At 65.8% G+C, this 16,593-nt stretch carries 15 protein-coding genes; 13 read left to right on the top strand and 2 right to left on the bottom strand.

Going from position 1 to position 16,593, the window contains the following annotated elements; translation table 11 throughout:
- Positions 1 to 158: 158 nt before the first annotated feature.
- Positions 159 to 842, top strand: coding sequence for an HAD family phosphatase (locus tag QZZ33_RS02835; RefSeq protein WP_291377991.1), 684 nt, complete (start codon positions 159 to 161; stop codon positions 840 to 842).
- Positions 843 to 852: 10 nt separating this feature from the next.
- On the opposite strand, the gene QZZ33_RS02830 is transcribed toward QZZ33_RS02835, so the two are convergent.
- The gene (locus QZZ33_RS02830) at positions 853 to 1,692 is read right to left on the bottom strand and encodes a PD-(D/E)XK nuclease family protein (RefSeq protein WP_291377990.1); all 840 of its coding nucleotides are present in this window, start codon (positions 1,690 to 1,692) and stop codon (positions 853 to 855) included.
- 54 nt (positions 1,693 to 1,746) lie between these two features.
- Here QZZ33_RS02830 and QZZ33_RS02825 point away from each other — a divergent pair, with 54 nt between their 5' ends.
- Genes QZZ33_RS02825 through dop form a run of 4 tightly spaced genes read left to right on the top strand, consistent with a single transcriptional unit; the run spans position 1,747 to position 6,805 of the window.
- Complete coding sequence (locus tag QZZ33_RS02825; protein ID WP_291377989.1) at positions 1,747 to 2,850, top strand: site-2 protease family protein; 1,104 nt, start codon at positions 1,747 to 1,749, stop codon at positions 2,848 to 2,850.
- 18 nt (positions 2,851 to 2,868) lie between these two features.
- The gene (locus tag QZZ33_RS02820) at positions 2,869 to 3,858 is read left to right on the top strand and encodes a tRNA (adenine-N1)-methyltransferase (RefSeq protein WP_291377988.1); all 990 of its coding nucleotides are present in this window, start codon (positions 2,869 to 2,871) and stop codon (positions 3,856 to 3,858) included.
- On the top strand, positions 3,855 to 5,267 hold the full coding sequence (arc, locus tag QZZ33_RS02815) for a proteasome ATPase (RefSeq protein WP_291377986.1): 1,413 nt from the start codon (positions 3,855 to 3,857) through the stop codon (positions 5,265 to 5,267). Before QZZ33_RS02820 ends, arc begins: the two co-directional genes overlap by 4 nt.
- Positions 5,267 to 6,805 (top strand): depupylase/deamidase Dop, encoded by a 1,539-nt coding sequence (gene dop / locus QZZ33_RS02810; protein WP_291377984.1) that lies wholly within the window; start codon positions 5,267 to 5,269, stop codon positions 6,803 to 6,805. The genes arc and dop overlap by 1 nt, the downstream gene beginning before the upstream one ends.
- On the opposite strand, the gene QZZ33_RS02805 is transcribed toward dop, so the two are convergent.
- Positions 6,786 to 7,481, bottom strand: coding sequence for a DUF4332 domain-containing protein (locus QZZ33_RS02805; RefSeq protein WP_291377983.1), 696 nt, complete (start codon positions 7,479 to 7,481; stop codon positions 6,786 to 6,788). The two genes, dop and QZZ33_RS02805, sit on opposite strands and share 20 nt — an antisense overlap.
- Before the next feature lie 154 nt (positions 7,482 to 7,635).
- Here QZZ33_RS02805 and QZZ33_RS02800 point away from each other — a divergent pair, with 154 nt between their 5' ends.
- The 8 genes from QZZ33_RS02800 to QZZ33_RS02765 are packed head-to-tail and all read left to right on the top strand — an operon-like array spanning position 7,636 to position 16,578.
- Positions 7,636 to 7,821, top strand: coding sequence for a ubiquitin-like protein Pup (locus QZZ33_RS02800; protein ID WP_291377982.1), 186 nt, complete (start codon positions 7,636 to 7,638; stop codon positions 7,819 to 7,821).
- 6 nt (positions 7,822 to 7,827) lie between these two features.
- Entirely contained in the window at positions 7,828 to 9,234 is a 1,407-nt protein-coding gene (gene pafA, locus QZZ33_RS02795; protein WP_291377981.1) for a Pup--protein ligase, read from the top strand.
- Between the two features lie 40 nt (positions 9,235 to 9,274).
- Complete coding sequence (locus QZZ33_RS02790) at positions 9,275 to 10,189, top strand: hypothetical protein (RefSeq protein WP_291377979.1); 915 nt, start codon at positions 9,275 to 9,277, stop codon at positions 10,187 to 10,189.
- On the top strand, positions 10,189 to 10,959 hold the full coding sequence (gene hisF, locus QZZ33_RS02785) for an imidazole glycerol phosphate synthase subunit HisF (RefSeq protein WP_291377996.1): 771 nt from the start codon (positions 10,189 to 10,191) through the stop codon (positions 10,957 to 10,959). The genes QZZ33_RS02790 and hisF overlap by 1 nt, the downstream gene beginning before the upstream one ends.
- Positions 10,956 to 12,818 (top strand): ABC transporter ATP-binding protein, encoded by a 1,863-nt coding sequence (locus QZZ33_RS02780; protein ID WP_291377978.1) that lies wholly within the window; start codon positions 10,956 to 10,958, stop codon positions 12,816 to 12,818. Before hisF ends, QZZ33_RS02780 begins: the two co-directional genes overlap by 4 nt.
- On the top strand, positions 12,815 to 14,626 hold the full coding sequence (locus QZZ33_RS02775; RefSeq protein ID WP_291377975.1) for an ABC transporter ATP-binding protein: 1,812 nt from the start codon (positions 12,815 to 12,817) through the stop codon (positions 14,624 to 14,626). Before QZZ33_RS02780 ends, QZZ33_RS02775 begins: the two co-directional genes overlap by 4 nt.
- A 36-nt stretch (positions 14,627 to 14,662) precedes the next feature.
- Positions 14,663 to 15,022, top strand: coding sequence for a phosphoribosyl-AMP cyclohydrolase (hisI, locus tag QZZ33_RS02770; RefSeq protein WP_291377973.1), 360 nt, complete (start codon positions 14,663 to 14,665; stop codon positions 15,020 to 15,022).
- On the top strand, positions 15,019 to 16,578 hold the full coding sequence (locus tag QZZ33_RS02765) for an anthranilate synthase component I (protein WP_291377971.1): 1,560 nt from the start codon (positions 15,019 to 15,021) through the stop codon (positions 16,576 to 16,578). The genes hisI and QZZ33_RS02765 overlap by 4 nt, the downstream gene beginning before the upstream one ends.
- The last annotated feature ends 15 nt before the right edge of the window (positions 16,579 to 16,593 follow it).

The following is a 16,593-nucleotide window of genomic DNA, read 5'->3' as shown; positions in this document are numbered from 1 at the left end:
TGCGCGTCCCACGTCTCGGCGACGTGGTCGACCGCGTGGGATGCGGCGCTTCCGGCATCGTTCCAACCCTCGAAGGCCGCGACCATGATCGATTCGCGTGGCGGCCCTGGGGACACGGGGGGTTGATCGCTCATCTGCCCAGCCTAAACTGCTACCCCGTGAGCTCATTTGCACTTCCCGCCGCCGTGCTGTGGGACATGGACGGAACACTGATCGATACCGAGCCGTACTGGATGGAGGCGGAGGCGAGCCTTGCGCACCGATTCGGCATCGCGTGGACCGACGAGGACGGGCTCAGCTTGGTGGGCAACCCGCTCGATACCTCCGCGCGAGTTCTCATTGATCGCGGGGTCCGCCTCGAACCGGGAGAAATCATCTCGACCATGATCGAGCAAGTCAGTGGCAAGGCCCGTGCCCACATGCCGTGGTTGGCGGACTCGCGCTCGCTCCTCGATGAACTGATTGCTGCAGGGGTTCCATGCGCGCTCGTGACGATGTCCATCGGGTCGCTCGTCGACACCTTCGTGGAGGCCGCTGGCGACGTGTTCGCGGCGGTGGTGACGGGAGACCAGGTGCGTCATGGCAAGCCCGACCCGGAGGCGTACATCACGGCGGCGCGGCGGCTGGGGGTCGACCCCGGCCAGTGCGTTGCCATCGAGGATTCCCCGGCGGGGGCGCGTAGCGCGCATGACTCGGGGGCGGTCACTCTTGCGGTGCGTCGCCACGCCCCGCTCCCTTCCCTACCTGGGGTATCGCGCCTCAGCAGTCTCGAGGGGATCGGGCTTGAGGGCATATCCCTGTTCTTCGCAGGTCAGGTGCGAGACGACTTCTCAGCCGGTTGAGCGCTCCGGCTCACGACACCGGCGGCACGTGGGGGCGCACTCCGGTGGCGCGCTCGACCGCAACGGGATCCAGCGGTGGCGGTGTTCCCCCAAACTCTGGACAGAGGCCCTGAAAGGCGCACCACGCGCACAACCGTGACGGCGACGTGGGGAAGACGCCAGCGGCGGCGTGCGTGGTGATGGCAGTCCACGTGGAGCGCACTCGTGCCTCAGCGGAGGCCACGTCGGCCTCGGTGGGCACAAGCTCCTTCACGCCACCGTCGCGCAGATACAGCAGTCTCATAAGCGCGGGCCGTGCGCCCTCTATGCGTTCCACGAGCAAGGCGTAGAACTTCATTTGGAAGTCGGCCTGGTCCCCATACCCTGGACGAGGGCTCTTGCCCGACTTGTAGTCGATGATGCGGAGCGCACCGTCGGGGGCCTTGTCGATCCTGTCGATCACGCCCCGAATGGCGGGGCCGCCTTCAAGCGATGATTCGAGCCGCACCTCGCGGCCGTGGGGTTCGAGGCGCGTGGGATTCTCCACGATGAAGTAGGTGCCGAGCCGCGACCGAGCATCGTCAAAGAACTGCGCGCGTTCAGCGGAGTCAGTCACCAACTCTGCCAAATCGGGGCGATCGGACACGAGGTCGTCCCACGCGGGCCGAATCAGGTCGCGCGCCGCAGCGGGATCGCGCTCGTCAGCCGGAAGGTCGAACAGCCTCTCGAGCACGAGGTGCACGAGGGTGCCCAGACTGGTGGCACGCCCAGGAGGCTCGGGGACACGGTCGATCACTCGCAGCCGATACATGTAGGCGCACTGCGCGAAATCGTTGGCTCGGGAGGGGGACAGGCCTGGTGTGCGAGACATGACTCCAGCGTAGGGCGGGCGCCCGACACCTCCGCGAGCGACTAGCGTGATCACATGGAAGATAGACGCACGCGAGGGATCCTGGTGGGTCGCGTACTGGGGGCGCAGGTCATCGTGCAACCCAGCACACTCGTGATGCTTGCGCTGCTTTCCTTTCTCTTCGCCTCCGCGTCTGGCGCGACAACCGCACGCACGCTATCGATCGGGGCACTCCTCGCCGTCGCGCTCATGGGCTCTGTGTTGCTGCACGAGATCGCTCACGCCATTGCCGCGCGCTCGTTCGGCCGCCAAGTCAAGGAAATCGTGCTCACCCTGTGGGGAGGTCACACCAGCTTCGAGTCAAGCGAGATGACGCCCACAGTGAACGGAGTGACGGCCGCGGCGGGGCCCGTGATGAACCTGGCGATCGCAGGTCTCGCGAGCACGACGATGGCTGTGACGGATCTTGGGGGAGTGGGAGGCGCCGTCGTCTCGTACGTCGCCTGGGCCAATCTGTTGCTCGCTGCTTTCAACTTGCTGCCCGGCATTCCCATGGATGGCGGGCGGGTCCTCGAGTCCATCGTGTGGGCCATTACCGGCAGCCAGCACCGGGGCACGGTGGTGGCGGCGTGGGGCGGACGCGTCGTCGCGGTTGGTGTTGTCGTGTACTCGATTGCGAGCCCCTTGCTTCGCGGTGGTCGGCCGTCGCTGACCAGCGTCGTCATTGCCGTGGTGGTGTTCTCGATCCTGTGGCCTGCCGCTTCAGCGGCGCTCGCCTTCTCGTCGACGATGCTTCGTCGTGACGGAGTCAACGCGGCAGGGCTCATGCGTGTCGCTGTGGCAGTGCCGTATACGGTCTCTGTTCACGAGGCGCTCGCGGCTGCGGCGGGGGCCGGCGCGGAAGAGGTCGTCGTGCTCGGTGCCGACGATGCCCCTGCGGGCCGGTTCCCCACCGATCAAGCGCAAGCGGTTCCCGAGCAGGCTCGACCCACCACCTCGCTCCAGTCCGTCACGACCCCGGTTCCTCGCGGCGCCGAGATTCCCGCAGGCGCGGCATCTGACGTGCTGATCCCTGCCTTGCGCGAGTGGTGGGGCAAGACGGACGTCTGGGTGGTGCGGGACCGCGAGACCGTGGTGGGAATTGTGAGGCTAGTTGACGTCCTCGCGGCCCTGAAGTAGGCCCGTAGACTTGCGAGCATGACCCTCCCTGCCCCTGTGGGCGCTGCCGAGCGCCGTGGCGCGTTGCGCGTCGGCGACCGCGTCCAGTTGACTGACCCCAAGGGCAGGCATCACACGATCGTCTTGGCCGAAGGCGCCACCTTCCACACCCACAGGGGCTACTTCAAGCACGACGACATCCTGGGTTGCGCAGAAGGAACGGTGGTTCGGAACACCGCTGGCATCGACTACGTCGTGTTGCGGCCGCTGCTGAGCGACTTCGTGATGTCGATGCCGCGCGGCGCCGCCGTGGTGTACCCCAAGGACGCCGCCCAGATTGTGCAGTACGCGGATGTCTACCCTGGCGCGCGGGTGCTCGAGGCTGGAGTGGGTTCAGGGGCGCTGAGCATGTCTCTGCTGAGAGCCGTCGGCGACCAAGGGTCGCTGCTGTCGATCGAGCGCCGCGAGGACTTCGCCGACATCGCGCGCGCAAACGTGCATTCCTTTTTTGGCGCGACGCACCCCGCGTGGGAGGTCCGGATCGGCGACTTCGACGAGCACGCGCGCTCGCTTGACGAGGGAAGCATCGACCGGGTGGTGCTTGACATGTTGGCGCCGTGGGAGAACCTCGAGGCGGCGGCGCACGCGCTCGCGCCCGGAGGTGTGTTTCTTGCCTATGTGGCCACCACCACTCAGTTGTCGCGCCTGGCAGAAGACCTGAAGAACACCGGCGATTTCACAGAGCCGCGCGCCTGGGAGACGATGGCAAGGACGTGGCACCTCGAGGGACTCGCGGTCCGGCCGGACCATCGCATGGTAGGTCACACAGGTTTCCTCTTGACGTCGCGCCGGATGGCGCCTGGCGTGGAGGCTCCGATCAGGCACCGCAGGCCCCAGGGAACGCCAGCCCCGACGGACGACTGGTCGCCAGAGGACCTCGGGGAACGGCCAGTTTCTGACAAGAAGGTGCGCAAGGTCAGACGCGACGTCACGAAGCTCGTGGAAGGAACAGGAGAGGGAGAGGGATGACGGTGGTAGACGCTCAGGACACCATCGCCGCGCTGGAGAAGCGCAACGGCGAATTGCAGCGGCTGCTGGAGGTGGCGCGCGACCAATTGGGCGAGATGCGCAACAAGTTGGCCGAAGTGTCAGCTCCTCCGCAGACGTTCGCCACGTTTGTCCAGTGGGCTGACAAGCACGCCGACATCGTCGCGAATGGCCGACGCATGCGAGTGGCTGTCCTTCCTTCAGCAGCCGAGGGCCTGAAGCCAGGCGACGAGGTACTCCTGAACGCCATGAGCGTGATCGTGGGAGTCGCCGAGCCTGAGCGCGCCGGTCAAGCGGCGATCGTTCGCGAGGTGATAGACGACGACAGGGTGCTGGTGGTCTCGCGCGGCGAGGACGAGCGCGTGGTGATCCTCATGGGCGGCGACGCGGCGGCCCGCGTGCACGAAGGCGACACCGTCATCATTGACCCACGCACTGGTTTTGCCTCCCAGAAGGTGGAACGTACAGGGGTCGAGGCGCTGCTGCTTGAGGAGGTGCCGGACGTCGACTATTCGGTCATTGGCGGACTGGGCGATCAGATCGAGAGAATCCGCGACGCGATCGAATTGCCTTTGCGTCACCCGGAGCTTTACCTCGAACACGCGCTTCAGCCACCCAAGGGCATGCTGCTCTACGGCCCTCCTGGTTGCGGCAAGACGCTCATCGCCAAGGCGGTCGCGCACTCGCTCGGCGAGGCGACGGGTGCTGACCGTAGCTACTTCCTGTCGGTCAAGGGCCCAGAGTTGCTGAACAAGTACGTGGGTGAGACGGAGCGCTACATCCGCACCATCTTCGAGAGGGCCCGAGCCAAGGCTCACACGGGCGCTCCAGTCGTCGTGTTCTTCGACGAGATGGATGCGCTGTTCCGCGCACGCGGATCGGGAGTGAGCTCTGACATGGAGACCACAATCGTGCCGCAGTTGCTGACCGAGCTGGACGGCGTCGAGGACCTGGGCAACGTCCTCGTGATCGGCGCATCGAACCGTGAAGACATGATCGATCCGGCGATCTTGCGGCCCGGCCGCCTCGACGTCAAGATCGAGATCTCCCGACCCGATCCCGCAGCTTCAATCGACATTCTCAGCAAGTACCTGACCGATGCGCTGCCGCTCGATCCCGGTGAGGTGTCGGCTCACGGCGGGGACCGTGGCGCCGCTACTGCCGCCATGATCGCCGCGGCCGTTGACGGGCTGTTCCACGACCCGGACTCGGCGAAGTACATGTCTGGCGCCTTGCTGCGCAACGTGGTTGACCGGGCGAAGACCCGCGCCATCAAGCACCACATCGGCGGCGGCGGTAAGGGTCTGTCCACCGAGCACCTGCTCGCCGCTGCTGACCAAGAACTGCGGGAGGCGCGATCAGTTGCCGCTCGGGAGTTCGGCGAGTACTGATGCGCGTTGTCGGCATCGAGACGGAGTACGGCGTCACCGATCCTGGAAACCCTGGAGCAAACCCGATCCTGCTGTCTTCTCAACTGGTGGCGGCATGCCGCGTGTGGTCGGGCAACTCGCAGACCAGGTGGGACTATGGCGGTGAGGACCCACTCATGGACCTCAGAGGGATGCGCAGGGAGCGTCGCTATGCGACGGCGGACCTCCTGACCGACAGCCCCGAGTACTCAGACGCCAACAGGGGTGTGACGCTGCGTAGGCGGCGTGGTTCGTGGGAAGACCCCGCCCACCTCAACGCCGTGCTGGCCAACGGTGCGCGCTTCTACGTCGACCACGCTCATCCCGAATACTCGGGTCCCGAGGTCACGAGCGCCCACGACGCGGTCGTGTGGGACGTCGCTGGGGACCGCATCGCGGCGGCGGCAGCGGCCCACATGCGTGCTGAAGGTGACGACGTGGCGTTGTACAAGAACAACGTCGACGGCAAGGGCGCCTCTTACGGCACCCACGAAAACTACTTGGTGAGCAGAGAGGTCGACTTTGACGACCTGGCACGTCGGCTCATGCCCCACTTGGTGAGCCGCCAGATCGTGGTGGGGGCCGGTCGTGTCGGCCTTGGCGCCTACGGCGAGACTCCCGGCTTCCAGATGTCTCAACGCGCCGACTACATCGAGGCAGAGGTGGGGCTGGAGACCACGCTGAGACGCCCCATCGTCAATACGAGAGACGAGCCCCACGCTGATCGACGCAAGTGGCGACGCCTCCACATCATCATCGGCGACGCTAACTCGATGGAAGTCCCCACGTACCTGAAGGTGGGAGCGACGTCGTTGATCCTGGCGGCCGTGGAGGCAGGCGACGCGAGGCTCGATGTTCTCGCACTCGCCGATCCGGTCGCGGAAGTGAGCGCGGTGTCTCGTGACCTCGCGTTGCGCCATCGACTCCGGCTCGCATCCGGTGAAGAAGCTACGGCGCTCGAGATCCAAAGGGCGCTCATCACGATTGCACGTGACTACACCGTCGATGTGGAAGACAACCGCGTGATCGAACGGTGGGAGAACGTGATCGACCCGCTCGGGCGCGACCCGCTGACGGCGCAGCGAGAGGTCGAGTGGGTGGCCAAGCTCCACTTGCTCGGGCGAATGCGTGAGCGGTATGCGACCGCAGGCGCCGACGGCCAACGCCAGTTGCCCCCGTGGGATGACGATCGCCTGCGCGCCGCTGACCTCCAATGGAGCGAACTGGGGACAGGTCTCGCGGCACGCATGAGCGCCGCGGGGGCCGTGGAACGCGTCGCGACTGACGCCGAGATCGAGCACGCGATGACCGCCCCTCCGTCGACCACCCGTGCATGGCTCAGGGGCCGGATGGTGAGCGAGCGCAGCGACATTGTGGACGCGGCCAGTTGGTCGACGATCGTGCTCGACAGGGACACGGAGCACGGCCATCTTGAGGTGCTCACGTTGCCGGACCCGTTCGTCACGAGTCACGAACTCGTGGACAGTTTGCTGGGAGAGGTCACGCCCCCGCTTCCTTGACGTTCGCGCCCTCCAGTTCGACAAGCCAGCCCGCGAACTCGATCAGCCGCGCCATATCTCTGACGCCCACCTTGCCCCTGTAGAGCGAGTTTGAGTCGTTCGCTTCTTGGACGTCGGCGCACAGGCTGTCTGGTGATGCAACGGCTACACGTGCGACGGACTCGTAGCCTGCAGCGACGAGGGCCGTAGCGACGCGAGGACTGACCCACTGAATGCGGGACACGTTGGCAAGGCACCACACGTGATGAAGTTCGTCGATGCCGCGGCCCGTGCGCGAGGCGAGGTTGTCGATGCCGTCGTCGGCGAGCATGGTCTCGTAGGCCGATTTGCTGTCGCGGATGCCGTGGTCGGCGAGGCATGACACGAGAAGGGGGCTCAGCCGTGGAAATGAGTCGAGCGCCACCGGTGCGGGGCGCATGCCCTCAATCACGCGCCTCAGTACCACCAGATAGTCCACAGGCACCGACGTTTGAGCGGACACCCTGGCGGGCCCCTTGGAGCCGCGTAGCGCGTCACGCAGCAACGCCAAGTTCGAATAGCCCTCGCTCTGCAGGGAGGCGAAACGCGCGTCGATATCATCACGCAAGAGCAGTTGACTGGGAATGAGGTCCGCGCGAGCCAGCCTCGTCTTGAGGCGATCGAGAGAGATAGTCGTGTCGTCAAGGTGGTATGCCATGTGTGGCCTCCCGCGAACGATGCGGGGCGCTAGCGCACACCCCGTGATGAGGGTGACGGTACCCGGTTTCGCGTGTGGCGCAAGGGGCGATTTCCGGGTAGGAGGGCGCCACTGCGCCACCGCAGGCCCCCGTGCGTAGGGTTAGGCTGGCCCCATGCCTCAGACCACCTCATCGTCGTCTCCTTTCGAGGACGACGCCCCAGAGCCAGACGCCCCCGCCGCCCCCACCGCTCAAGCGAGCACCGACGCGCTCGATTCGCTCCTTGACGAGATCGACGACACGATCCAGACGAACGCCTCGCAGTTCGTCAGGTCGTTCGTGCAAAAGGGCGGGCAGTAGCCGCGCATGATGTTTGGCGAGGTGCCGCCAGCCCAAGAGGTTGACCCGGCGCGCAGGATCATGGGGCTTGAGACCGAGTTTGGCCTGCACTTCGACGCGCCTCAGTCGCGGGCCGTGACTCCCGAGGAGGTCGCGGGACACCTGTTCCACTCGGTGGTCGAGTGGGGGCGTTCTTCCAACGTGTTCCTCACCAACGGCTCGCGCCTCTACATCGACGTGGGCGCGCACCCCGAATATGCGACGGCAGAGTGCGATTCACTCACCGACATCGTTGCGTATGACAAGGCAGGGGAGCGGATCGTCCACGACCTGGTCGCGAAGGGCGAGGCCCGGCTCGCGGCGGCCGGGCTCGAGGGCTCGATCTACCTGTACAAGAACAACACAGACTCCGCGGGAAACAGTTACGGCTGTCACGAGAACTACTTGGTGCGCAGGCGAGCGGATTTCAAGGCCTTCGCCTCTGTGCTGTTGCCCTTCTTCGTGTCGAGACAGATCGTCACCGGCTCAGGCTGCATCACCCGCACGCCCCAAGGCGCGCACTACAGCTTCTCCCCGCGTGCCGACCACATGTGGGAGGGAATGAGTTCCGCGACCACGCGCTCGCGCCCCATGATCAACACCCGTGACGAGCCACACGCGCACGCAGACCTGTACCGCCGGATGCACGTCATCGTCGGCGACTCCACGATGGTGGAACCCACCACACGGCTCAAGATGGGATCGACCGACCTGCTATTGCGCATCCTCGAGGCGCGACTCACGTTGCCGGAACTCGCGCTCGCCAACGAGATGCAGGCGATCAGGACGATCGCGCACGACGTGACGGGTGCGGCCACCGTGGAGCTGGCCGACGGGCGTCACATGACGGGTGCCGACCTCCAGGAGGCGTGCCTGACTGCGGTACGCGAACGCCTCGACGACGTCATTGAGCGAACCGTCGAGACCGAGCAGGTGCTCGACCTGTGGGCGCGCGGAATCGCGGCGGTGCGTTCAGGCGACGACTCCCAGGTTGCGACGGAGCTTGAGTGGGCCGTGAAGTTCAGGCTCATCGAGCGATACCGCGAGCGGTTGAACTGCTCGTTGGACGACCCGCGCCTGGCTCGGCTCGAGATGGCCTTCCACGATGTGTCGCCCACCAGGGGCCTTTTCAACCGACTGCAGGCGGATGGATTGGTGTCGCGTGTGGTGGCAGAAGAGGACATCGTGCGAGCCACGACCGAGCCTCCGGCGACCACGCGGGCCGCGCTACGCGGACGTTTTGTGCGCGAGGCGCTGGCGTCTGGCAGGGACTACACGGTTGATTGGGTCCACCTGAAGTTGTCGGGAACGGAGCCGCGGACAGTCCTCCTGAAGGATCCGTTCAGGAACCTCGACGAGCGCGTCGACGTTCTCCTGGCGTCGCTGGACGGGTGACGTTCGTCAGTATGCTGATGAATCTGTGTCGGGAGGAATCATGAGTCGTCTGATGGCCGCGCTGGTCGCCGCCGCGCTCCTGCTGACCGCATGCTCCAGCAGCGGCGATACCGATCCCTCCGCGACGCCTACCGTCGGCGATATCTCCATGATCACCGTGGGGTCGTCCGACACCCTTGCGCCGTCGGTCGCCTGGCCAGGCGACCTCGAGTTCACCAAGAGTCAACAGAAGGTGATGTGGCAAGGAGACGGCGAGAAGCTGGTGGACGGGCAGTCGTTGCTGCTCGACATGTACGTCCAGTCGCTTGCGACGGGCGAGGTACTCGAAAACACGTACGACGGCCTTCCCAGGTCGTTCCTGCTGGCTCCGGAACTGCTGGGCGACAACCTCTACAAGGTGCTGTTGACCGCACGGGTCGGGACCCGCGTGCTGTCCGTCGCACCACCCGTGGGCGAGTTTGAAGACGAGCCCGCCATCGTGATCGTGATAGACGTGCTGTCCGACCACGCTGTCGGGGAGCGGCTTCCGGTCGACGACACGCTTCCAGGCGTGGAGGTGACGCAGACGGGCGAGCCACAGATCACCCCGGTTCCCGACGGGGAGTACCTGGCAGAGATGGAGATCGCGACGCTCGTCCAGGGGGATGGACCGCAAGTCGTCCCTGGATCATTCATCGTCGCCCAGATCAAAGTGGTCTATGGCGCGGATGGGAAGAAGGACACCAAGTCGTGGAAGGCAGGTGACGTCCGCCAGACGTCGTGGCTACCTGAGCAGGCACCCTTCGAGGGGCAAGTGGGCGTGGGCAAGTTGTTGCGCGCACTCGACGAGGGTCTCATCGACCAGACCGCTGGCTCCCAAGTCTTGCTGGTGGCGCCGGAGGTGTGGGCGTACCCGGGCGAAGGGCCCCTCATCTTTGTGATCGACATCCTCGACGTGTGGAACCAGGAGACCTGATGGGCGTCGCGGTGCGCGTGATCCCGTGCCTTGACGTCGATGCTGGCCGCGTGGTCAAGGGCGTCAATTTCGCCAATCTTCGCGACGCTGGCGACCCGGTCGAGCTGGCCGCTCGGTATGGGAACGAGGGGGCAGACGAGGTCACCTTCCTCGACGTGACCGCCTCGTCAGGGGGACGCGAGACCATGTACGACGTGGTGAAGAGGACCGCTGACCAAGTCTTTGTGCCGCTGACAGTTGGCGGCGGTATCAGGACTACCGACGATGTTGATATTCTCTTGCGTGCGGGCGCGGACAAGGTAGGCATTAACACGGCTGCTATCGCGCGGCCGGAGCTCATCTCCGAGATCGCGCGCAGGTTTGGTAACCAGGTTCTGGTTCTCTCCGTCGACGCGCGACGATGTCAGGGCGACACCGTGACGGCTTCTGGATATGAGGTCACCACTCACGGCGGGCGCCGAGGCACAGGTATCGACGCGGTCGAGTGGGCACGTCAGGGCGCCGAGTGGGGTGCGGGAGAAATCCTGCTCAACTCGATGGACGCCGACGGCACCACGGGCGGATTCGACATCTCGATGATCAAGGAAGTGCGTGACGTGGTCTCCATACCACTGGTTGCCTCCGGGGGCGCTGGCCGCCCGGAGGACTTTGTCGCGGCCGCGCAAGCGGGCGCCGACGCCGTTCTTGCCGCGAGCGTGTTCCACTTTGGGACGCTCTCGATAGATGACGTGAAGCATGCGATGCGCTCCGCCGGCATCGCGGTCAGGTGAAAGGGGCTCGGCGGGCCGAATACGAACTGAGCGGGTCTTACGCCGCTAAGTCGCTGCACGTTCTCGGTCACGCCCTGCGCACATCTCCCGGTCGTTTTGGCCTTTCCATCGGCGCCGCCGGAGTGTTTGGCGTCCTGACTGTCGTGTTTGGGTCGGTACTCGGCCTGATCGTCGATCAGGTTGTCATTCCGGCCATCGGCGGTGAGCCGATTCGAGGTTGGTGGGGTGAGCGCACCCAAGACCCAGGTACCGCAGTGATGATCGCGGGCGCCGTGTTTGTGGGCATCGGCCTGATGAACGCCGTGCTCATCGTGATTCGGCGCGGCGTCCAAGGAGGCGCCGTGGCCACCGTGGGTGCCAGGCACCGCACCGTCGTCGCCGACGCAATTGCGGCATTGCCACTTGGTTGGCATCGCGCGAACCCTGCGGGCAGGATGCTGTCGGCGATGTCATCCGACTCGGAGACCGCGACCAACCCCTTGCACCCGTTGGCCTTCACCGTGGGCTCCTTTACGATGATGATCGCGGCGGGCTACCGGCTGGTCATCATGGACGAGTGGATGGCACTCACCGCCATGACCGTCGTTCCGGCGATCCTGGTCATCAACGTCGTGTACGAGAGGGTCATCAGCCCGCTGTGGGATGCGGGCCAGAGCCTGCGCGCCGAGGTATCAAACATCGCGCACGAGTCCTTCGAAGGCGGCACCGTCGTGAAGGCGTTGGGCGCCGAGGCGCGCGAGTCGAGTCGGTTTGCCTCCAAGGTCGATGGACTCCGCGACGCCGACACGCGGGTCGGAGCCGTCTCAAGCTGGTTTGAGCCACTCATGGACGCCATGGTGCCGCTCAGTTCCCTCGCCATCATGGTGGTGGGGGCGCACAGGGCCGCGGCTGGTGCCGTATCAGTCGGAGACGTGGTCACCGCGATCTACCTGTTGGCGCTCATGGCCGTCCCGATTCGCGGTGTGGGGTGGGTGCTCGGGCAGATGCCTTCCGCTCTGGTGTCCTTCCAGCGCATCGCGCGGATTTCTGCGGCCGCGACAGAGGTCGACGAGCCGGGTCACGTGTCCGTTCCGCGCGAGGGTGCGGGGCACATCGCCTTCAAGTCGGCGCACGTCGCGGCGGACGACGGCGACGGAGAGCCAGTCATCATCGTGCGGGACGTCTCGCTCGAACTTCACCCGGGGACCGTGACCGCTTTGGTGGGCGCGACGGGTGCTGGCAAGACCACGGTCGCTCTCGCTGCAGCGCGGCTATCCCGCGCCGTTGGCGGCGAGGTACTGATCGACCACACTGACATCCAGGTGGTCCAGGCGCTCGGCAGTCACGTGGCGCTAGTGCCACAGACGGCCTTCGTGTTTGCGGGCACGGTGCGCGAGAACATCACCTTGGGAGAGGATTTCTCTGACGACGACGTGTGGACGGCCTTGCGTCGTGCCGCAGTGGACGACCTGGTGAGCGGTCTCAACCACCACGGCACCGGTCTGGACGCCACCCTCGAGGAACGGGGAATGAACCTGTCCGGTGGTCAACGGCAGCGCATCGCGATCGCCAGGGCGCTGGTGCGGGAACCGCGCGTGCTGGTGCTCGACGATGCGACGTCGGCGGTCGACCCAGGCGTGGAGCAGCAGATCCTGGCCGCGTTGCGAGCCGATGGCGCGGGACCCACCGTGCTCCTCATCGCCTACCGGCTGGCATCGATTGTGCTGGCGGACAGGGTGATCCACGTGCACGACGGCACCGTCGTTGACGCCGGTTCCCACCGGGAACTGCTGGCCCGTGATCCGGGCTACCGGGAACTCGTGACCGCGTACGAGATCGACTCGCAGCAAAGGCGAGACGAGGCAGGTGAGGTGTCATGAGCACCACCGCTCCAGGCGCGGCGGCCGCGCAGGACGATGAGGCACGCATGGGCGTGCGCCAAACCTTCTCGCGCGGTTTCGCCATCTCCCCAGAACTCCGCAAGGGCCTGGGGGTGACGTTGTTGCTTGCCCTGGTGGCGGCGTCGGCGCGTGCCACGATCCCGTACCTCACCCAACGCGTCACGGACGATGGCCTCCTCGCAGAGGCTGGCGTCAACGTCAACCTGGTGCACTGGCTCGTCGCAGGCGGGGCCGTCGTCGTGGTCATTTCGATGCTCGTCGAATGGCGAGTACGCCGCCGCATGGTGATCGCCGCCGAGGCGGGGCTGGCGACGCTACGCAAGCGCGCCTTCCACAATGTGCACCGGCTGTCGGTGCTCACCCAGAACTCCGAGCAGCGCGGGCGTTACGTCTCCCGCGTGACGGGCGACGTAGACACCATGCGCGACCTGATGCAGTGGACGGGTGCGGGCATGGTGGTGGCCGCCATGGAGTCCACCGTGGTCTTCGTCGTGATGGCCCTGTACTCGTGGCAACTTGCCCTCGTGGTGGTCGGCTGCTACGTCCCGCTACTGGTCGTGACCCTGAGAATCCAGCCCGTCATCCGGCGCGCATTCTCGGACATCAGGGCCCGCATGGCTGACCTGCTGGGCCGCACCTCGGAGCAGCTCGTGGGTGTCGCGACGATCCGTTCCTACGGCGTTCAGGAGCGGATGAGGACGAAGCTTCGCGACGAGATCGACGGGATCGCGCAACGAGAGCGCCGCGCCTCGTGGCTGGCGTCGGCGAGCTTCTCCATGACCGCTTTCGGCCAGTCCTTTGCGACGGGGGCCGCGCTCGTCGTCGGCACCGCCTTGGGCGTCAGGGGCGACCTGTCGGTGGGCACGGTCGCTGCCTTCGCGCTGCTCGTCTACATGTTCTCAGGGCCCCTCATGTGGATCATCGAGATGCTCGCCGAGATGCAGCGCGCCATGGTCGGATGGCAACGCGTCATTGAACTTGTGGACGCGCCCACTACCGTTGCAGAGCCCACGACACCCACACCGATTCCCGACGGAGAGGTGGACCTCACCGTCGACTCCGTGCGGCTCACGTATGACGACGACGAAGAGGTCCTGAAGGGCATTTCGCTCACCGTCCCGGCAGGCAAGAGGCTCGCGCTCGTCGGACAGACGGGCTCCGGCAAGACCTCGCTCGCGCGCTTGTTGTCGCGGTTCTTCGACCCCACGTCTGGCGAGATCAGGGTGGGAGGCGTCGACGTGCGCGACGTCAGCTTCAAGCAACTGCGTTCGCGACTCGCCGTGGTTCCTCAAGAAGGGTTCCTGTTTGAAGGGAGCGTGCTCGACAACTTGCTGTATGCGCGTCCCGACACGGACCCTGACGGCCTGCGGGAGGCGGCGCGGGCCGCGTTCGTCGAGCTCGGACTCGAGCCTTGGCTTGAGACGACCGCTCATGGGCTCGACACTCAGGTGGGAGCGAGGGGAGAGCTCCTGAGCGCAGGCGAGCGGCAACTCATCGGCATCGCGAGGGCGTACCTGCGCGACCCGGATGTGCTCATTCTCGACGAGGCCACTTCGGCCGTAGACCCAGCCACAGAGTTGCGAATCTCGCGCGCGCTTGAACTGCTCATGAAGGGGCGCACCAGCGTCGTCATCGCCCACCGGTTGTCCACCGCTGAACGGGCAGACATCGTCGCCGTGATGGACAGTGGTGAACTCGTCGAACTCGGACCGCACGACGAACTCGTGGCCGCCGACGGTCCCTACGCGCGCCTCCACCGCGCGTGGGTGGCCCAGACGCGCGACTGACGTCCAGGTGGCGGACGGCGTGGAAGGATAGGCGCCATGCCGATGGACGAGCGGATCGCCAAGCGACTCAAGCGTGATGAGGCCGGCCTCGTGTGCGCCGTGGTGCAGGATGCCGCGACGCGGCGAGTCCTAATGGTGGCGTGGATGAACGACGACGCGCTCGAGGAGACGCTGCGCACGCGGCGCGGCGTGTACTTCAGCCGAAGCCGCCAACAGATCTGGCGCAAGGGCGAGACCTCTGGCAACGTTCAGCACGTGGTCAGCGCCGAACTGGATTGCGACGGCGATGCCGTATTGCTGACGGTTGAGCAGACTGGGGGAGCGTGCCACACCGGCAAGGACTCCTGTTTCGACGAAGGTGGACCACTCGAACTCGGTGAGGAGGCCACGCAGTGACGCCTTCTCCCATTTCAGCCCCTGCGCTCGATTGGGGCGACACGTGGCCCTCTCGCGAAGAGTTCGTGGCTCTCGGACGGACGCACCGCGTCGTGCCGGTGGCACGCCGCCTGCTCGGGGACGGTTGGACCCCTGTCGCCGTCTACGCGGCACTCGGAGCGTCACGGCCGGGCACCTTCATTCTCGAATCGGCCCAGCCAGACGGCTCGCGTTCTCGGTACTCGTTTGTGGGCGTGCGCTCCCAAGCGGCCCTCACTGTGATGGGAGACACCGCACGGTGGACGGGAGACGTTCCCGCAGGCCTCGACGATGGAGCCCCTCTGGAGACCATCAGGCAAGCCCTTGAGGTGCTCGCCTCTGAGCAGATACCAGGCCTGCCGCCGCTGACGGGCGGACTTGTCGGTGCGCTCGGTTGGGACATCGTGCGCCAGTGGGAACCCACGTTGCCAGCCGACGCCGTGCGAGAGCTCGATCTCCCTGACGCGCACCTGCTGCTCGCCACCGATCTGGCGGTCCTCGATCACGTCGATGGCTCGGTGTGGTTGGTGGCCAACGCCGTCAATACCGACGCCAGGCCGACGGGCATCGACGAGGCGTACGCGTCCGCCATCGCCCGCATCGACGCGATGGAGGCCGCCTTGGCTGCCGCCCCGCGGCTTCGCACCATGGCAATCGACGCGTCCGCGCCAGAGGGCGAGGTGACGTCTCGGTCCCAGGTGGGCGAGTACGAGAAGATGGTCAAGTACGCGAAGGAGGCCATCCGCGACGGCGAGGTCTTCCAAGTGGTGCCAGCCCAACGCTTCGACGCCGAATGCGGGGCTTCGGCTCTCGACGTGTATCGCGTGCTCCGCACGCTCAACCCCAGTCCCTACATGTACTACGTGGAGTGCGAGGACGCCGACGGTAGGTCCTTCGCGATCGTCGGCGCCAGCCCCGAGTCCCTGGTGACCGTGAAGGAGCGGGCGGTGCTGACGTACCCGATCGCCGGGTCCCGACCGCGCGGGGTCACCCCGGAGGCGGACAAGGCGCTGGAGATTGAGCTGCTGGCGGACCCCAAGGAGGTCGCCGAACACGTCATGCTCGTGGACTTGTCGCGCAACGACCTCGTCAAGGTCTGCGTGCCCACTTCGGTCGAGGTCGTCGAGTTCATGGCCGTCAATCGCTACAGCCATGTCATGCACATCTGTTCCACCGTGGTGGGCGAACTCGAGCATCACTCAAGCGCTTTCGATGCCTTCATTGCCACGTTTCCCGCTGGCACCCTCTCGGGAGCACCCAAGCCCAGGGCCATCGCGCTCATCGATGAGCTTGAGACCGTGCGCAGGGGCTTCTATGGTGGCGCCGTAGGCTACTTCGACTTTGCAGGAAACATGGACCTCGCAATTGCCATTCGCACGGCGGTGATCAAGGCGGGCGTGGCGCACGTCCAGGCCGGTGCCGGTATCGTGGCGGACTCCGTGCCTGCTACCGAGGCACAAGAGACTCGCGACAAGGCCGCAGCGATGTTGAAGGCGGTGGCGCGCGCTAACCGCCTTGTGGAGTCCAGTTCTGACTAGACTCTTGCCCAAGTC

Origin of the sequence: Demequina sp., assembly GCF_016278775.1 — a bacterium.
Taxonomy (GTDB): domain Bacteria; phylum Actinomycetota; class Actinomycetes; order Actinomycetales; family Demequinaceae; genus Demequina.
Note: the sequence above shows the minus strand (reverse complement) of the source record. Positions and strands in the feature narration are given on the sequence as shown.

Bases quoted from the DNA above. Each gene is read 5' to 3' on its own strand.
- QZZ33_RS02830 (WP_291377990.1), bottom strand. From the start codon at position 1,692: ATGTCTCGCACACCAGGCCTGTCCCCCTCCCGAGCCAACGATTTCGCG.
- QZZ33_RS02790 (WP_291377979.1), top strand. From the start codon at position 9,275: ATGAGTCGTCTGATGGCCGCGCTGGTCGCCGCCGCGCTCCTGCTGACC.
- arc (WP_291377986.1), top strand. From the start codon at position 3,855: ATGACGGTGGTAGACGCTCAGGACACCATCGCCGCGCTGGAGAAGCGC.
- QZZ33_RS02800 (WP_291377982.1), top strand. From the start codon at position 7,636: ATGCCTCAGACCACCTCATCGTCGTCTCCTTTCGAGGACGACGCCCCA.
- hisF (WP_291377996.1), top strand. From the start codon at position 10,189: ATGGGCGTCGCGGTGCGCGTGATCCCGTGCCTTGACGTCGATGCTGGC.
- QZZ33_RS02805 (WP_291377983.1), bottom strand. From the start codon at position 7,481: ATGGCATACCACCTTGACGACACGACTATCTCTCTCGATCGCCTCAAG.
- dop (WP_291377984.1), top strand. From the start codon at position 5,267: ATGCGCGTTGTCGGCATCGAGACGGAGTACGGCGTCACCGATCCTGGA.
- QZZ33_RS02825 (WP_291377989.1), top strand. From the start codon at position 1,747: ATGGAAGATAGACGCACGCGAGGGATCCTGGTGGGTCGCGTACTGGGG.
- pafA (WP_291377981.1), top strand. From the start codon at position 7,828: ATGATGTTTGGCGAGGTGCCGCCAGCCCAAGAGGTTGACCCGGCGCGC.
- hisI (WP_291377973.1), top strand. From the start codon at position 14,663: ATGCCGATGGACGAGCGGATCGCCAAGCGACTCAAGCGTGATGAGGCC.
- QZZ33_RS02820 (WP_291377988.1), top strand. From the start codon at position 2,869: ATGACCCTCCCTGCCCCTGTGGGCGCTGCCGAGCGCCGTGGCGCGTTG.
- QZZ33_RS02775 (WP_291377975.1), top strand. From the start codon at position 12,815: ATGAGCACCACCGCTCCAGGCGCGGCGGCCGCGCAGGACGATGAGGCA.